Below are 3,525 nucleotides of genomic sequence, written 5' to 3'. Positions count from 1 at the left end.
GTCCTGAGCCAGGATCAAACTCTCCATGAAGTTTGATTGCTCAAAAAGAATCAACAGGTCGTGTAATCACTCTTTAGTTTTCAAGGAACACTTTGCTTCGTTTGTCGCTGACTCATTTAAGCAGCGACAAGATCAATCCTATCACGGCTGAACAATTTTGTCAATATCTTTTTTGAGGTTTTTTTCGCTGTCTCCGCTAAGCCGCAAGAGAAGCGGCCGCGTCAGCGACGTAAAATAATATAGCATGATAAATAATGAGCTGTCAACCCTTATCATTTTTTCATGATCACTTCTACAGTATCCTTAATCTTATAGTATTTTTTAAACGCGGTCATTACCCATTCACTGTCATTTATTCATATGCTGCATACGCTCAAAGCCTGATATCAAATGTATAATTTTATTTTTATAAGTCCGATAACCAGCAGATTTTTCTGCAATTAACCGCAGAAAAGAGCCATATTGAAGCGGCCCTTTTTTACGATTCGTATCTTTGTCCATTTATTTCAAAGCTGCTCGTAATCTCAGCGTTTAATGAATTAGAGACTGAGCAATATTTCTCCACCGACAGTTGTACGGCGCGGCGGACTTTTTCTTCCGGCAGGTTCCCCTCCAGTTGATAATGTATATGCACACGGGTAAAACGGCGCGGGTGGTCTTCCGCACGCTCCCCGCTGACTTCCATCGCAAATGAGTCCACTTGTAAACGCATTTTTTTTAGTATATCTACAATATCAATCCCTGAACAGGTTCCCACTGCGGACAATAATATCTCCGTTGGCCGGGGTCCCAGATTCTCCCCGCCGACTTCTTGTGCGGCATCCAGGGAAATCGTATGCCCGGAGGGTGTTTTCGTCGCAAAATGCATGGAGCCTTTCCAATAAATATTTACTTTCATAACATTTCCCCCTTAACTCTGTGGTTTCAGGTATAAGATTAAGCTTGTTTCAATGACAGCCGCCACGAGGATGAGGACAGTCACACCCACCAACACAACCGGAAGACGGGTACGGATTCCTCTCCACTCCTCAACGCTGGATTCATGAAGCCTGGGAACAAACAGGGCTATGATCCTCCGAATCGCGGCCACCCCGAGCCTCATGCCAAAGGCGGCCGCCAGTATTGCCGCCGGCAACTCCAGCACACCGTGAGGCAAAATAGTGGTGACAAAAATCACCAACGGATTTGTTCCTGTTTTTTCAGCGGCAGTCATTAATGTGGCCCCCAACAACATCCCGTTGGTCAACATGGACATAAAGGGTACTATACCAAAAAACAACCCCATTCCAATCATAGAGAAAGAAGCAGTGATGTTATTAACAAAAAGAGTGGTAAATATGTGAAAGAAAGAGGGGTTTTGGCTGATGGACCGGACAACCTCTTCCAGGGAGTCAAGCACTCCCATTTCTTTTAAAGTCTTAAAGATCCCTTCACCGTTGACATAACCGGAAACAGCACTTACCACAAATACGAGAATGGCGATTCCTAAATATCTTTGCTCAGCTTTTAACGCGTGCATAAATCGCTGCATAAATCTCCTCCTCTCTTCCTGAGACCAGAAAGGACAATCAATCATAACCTTGGTCCCGCAGCATACATTTTAGTATAGGACAGGTATCCAGTCTCTCATGCGACCATAATTGGAGGGTGAAAGTATGAATTTTATTTGGGTGTTCTCTGGAAAGCAAATCAAACGCACCTTGGTGATTGCCGTGGCCATCCTTTTTGCCCTGGGAATCTTTTATGCCGAGAATGAAAATGTGCAGGTTTTCTTTCCGCTGGATACGGGCCCTCAAGCCATTTACAGTGTCAATACCGATAAAAAGCAAGTGGCTCTCACCTTTGACATCAGCTGGGGCGAAGAACGGGCGGGCCCTATTTTGGATGTACTGGAGCAAAAAGGATTAAAAAAAGCAACCTTCTTCCTATCCTCTCCCTGGGCGGAAACGCATCCGGACATCGTCAAGCGCATTGACGATATGGGATATGAAATCGGCAGTCACGGGCACCGACATGACAATTACAGCAGCTATAACGAACACCAGATCCGCACACAAATCAGCAAAGCTGATCAAAACCTGACCGAAGTCACGGGGAAAAAGCCAAAGCTGATTCGCTTCCCCAACGGCGATTTCGACAAACGTGTCCTTCGAATCGCTGATCAAATGGGGTATAAAACAATTCAATGGGATACCGACTCCCTTGATTGGATGAACCCGGGCAAAGATAAGATCATTCAAAGAGTCGTGAAAAAAGCACACCCCGGCGATATTATTTTAATGCATGCGAGCGACTCCTGTAAGCAAACCCATGAAGCTCTTCCTGCCATTATTGATTCACTCAGAGCAAAAGGTTATGAATTTGTAACAGTATCCGAACTGATCGCCGGTTCCGAAGTAAAAATGAAACCTGTTGAATAAATGGCTAGACGAAAGGGTCTAGCTTTTTTCTGTGAAAGTGTTCGTAACGAAGGGGGAGGGGGAATTCCGTCTTGCTCCGATCGGCGCTCCTGGATAGAAGTAGAGATGACCGCTCCAAAAACTTCACAAGGGGCTCGGCAAAAGGTCGCCCCAGAATTCTGCCTCCCCGGCATAATTCAAACTTTCATCCCTGTGTAGACCCTGCTGTTGAAACCTTTTTACTTTCAGGCTTTTTAACCCAGCGGTGCAACTGCAGAATCTGCCAGGAATTGCAGGCAAGTAAAATGATCACAGTAAAAAAGATAAAAGCAACCGGCAATTCACCTGCCTTGGAGTTAATAGATGGAATCGCTTCCAGAGTTGTTGCTACCACCATAAAAAAGAGTGCCGGGATAAATCCGCTGCGATTGGTCCATTTTGCTTTGAGCCAGGCTACCGCCAGCCCCGCCGCTAAGATGAGGAGAGGAATCAGCAAATGCACGAAAAGAAATGTTCCTCCGAATTTGGCAATATTGAGATAGACCAGGTTGCCCAGGACGACAAGGACCAACAGCACTTGCAAAGCATCATACAGTGATGTATTTCTGATAAGCCCGCTACTGAGCCAATGAAATACCAAATAGGAGAAAAAACCCAGTTGCGATACCGCAGCAAAGGTAGAACCACTTAGCAACAGCTGTGTTGGAGAACCAAAGATCTCCCTTCCGAGCACAACATGAACCAGTTCCCCAAGCAGTACGGCCAGTACAGCTCCCAGTACAAGTGTAGACCAAAACCAATAGAAAAGTTTCTTCAAAGTCATCGTTCGTCTCTGCTACTAAAAACATAGACAAAAATGTCCATGCCAGAGGATTCCTGCTTCTTCGTGCCCAGCCTCACCCCTTGCTCGCTACTACGGTTTGATATAGCACTCCACAGGCGTCAATTCCCGACTAGCCATCGGTACATATATGCAGGTCAGTCAAGTTAACACTGCATATTCATCTGCCTTTGCCAGATTGACAGCTGCATTCAGGTCTCTGTCTCTTTCACATCCATATTGTTCACAACGAAACATCCGTTCAGACAGGGAAAGGTTGATTTTCTTATGACCGCAACAAGAACA

5 protein-coding genes are annotated in these 3,525 nt (G+C 45.5%); 1 reads left to right on the top strand and 4 read right to left on the bottom strand.

Annotated features, from left to right (window positions below; genetic code table 11):
- Positions 1 to 478: 478 nt before the first annotated feature.
- Together I8U27_RS20205 and I8U27_RS20200 are read right to left on the bottom strand one after the other, a co-directional pair.
- Entirely contained in the window at positions 479 to 898 is a 420-nt protein-coding gene (locus I8U27_RS20205; RefSeq protein ID WP_181755121.1) for an OsmC family protein, read from the bottom strand.
- Between the two features lie 12 nt (positions 899 to 910).
- Positions 911 to 1,531, bottom strand: coding sequence for a stage II sporulation protein M (locus I8U27_RS20200; RefSeq protein WP_181755119.1), 621 nt, complete (start codon positions 1,529 to 1,531; stop codon positions 911 to 913).
- Between the two features lie 124 nt (positions 1,532 to 1,655).
- Here I8U27_RS20200 and pdaB point away from each other — a divergent pair, with 124 nt between their 5' ends.
- Positions 1,656 to 2,420: a polysaccharide deacetylase family sporulation protein PdaB gene (gene pdaB / locus I8U27_RS20195; RefSeq protein ID WP_181755117.1), complete on the top strand. Its 765-nt coding sequence runs from the start codon at positions 1,656 to 1,658 to the stop codon at positions 2,418 to 2,420.
- A gap of 184 nt (positions 2,421 to 2,604) precedes the next feature.
- Here pdaB and I8U27_RS20190 read toward each other — a convergent pair whose 3' ends face one another.
- Together I8U27_RS20190 and I8U27_RS20185 are read right to left on the bottom strand one after the other, a co-directional pair.
- A complete protein-coding gene (locus tag I8U27_RS20190) occupies positions 2,605 to 3,222 on the bottom strand; it encodes a KinB-signaling pathway activation protein (RefSeq protein ID WP_181755115.1) in 618 nt (205 codons plus the stop codon).
- 159 nt (positions 3,223 to 3,381) lie between these two features.
- A partial coding sequence (locus tag I8U27_RS20185) for a zinc ribbon domain-containing protein (protein WP_181755113.1) occupies positions 3,382 to 3,525 on the bottom strand: 144 nt, incomplete at its 5' end.

The sequence above is a fragment of the Paenactinomyces guangxiensis genome, from assembly GCF_016055185.1.
In the GTDB taxonomy this organism is placed as follows: domain Bacteria; phylum Bacillota; class Bacilli; order Thermoactinomycetales; family Thermoactinomycetaceae; genus Paenactinomyces; species Paenactinomyces guangxiensis.
Note: the sequence above shows the minus strand (reverse complement) of the source record. Positions and strands in the feature narration are given on the sequence as shown.

Excerpts from the sequence above, each read along its gene's own strand:
- I8U27_RS20205 (WP_181755121.1), bottom strand. The coding sequence starts at position 898 with ATGAAAGTAAATATTTATTGGAAAGGCTCCATGCATTTTGCGACGAAA.
- pdaB (WP_181755117.1), top strand. The coding sequence starts at position 1,656 with ATGAATTTTATTTGGGTGTTCTCTGGAAAGCAAATCAAACGCACCTTG.
- I8U27_RS20200 (WP_181755119.1), bottom strand. The coding sequence starts at position 1,531 with ATGCAGCGATTTATGCACGCGTTAAAAGCTGAGCAAAGATATTTAGGA.
- I8U27_RS20190 (WP_181755115.1), bottom strand. The coding sequence starts at position 3,222 with ATGACTTTGAAGAAACTTTTCTATTGGTTTTGGTCTACACTTGTACTG.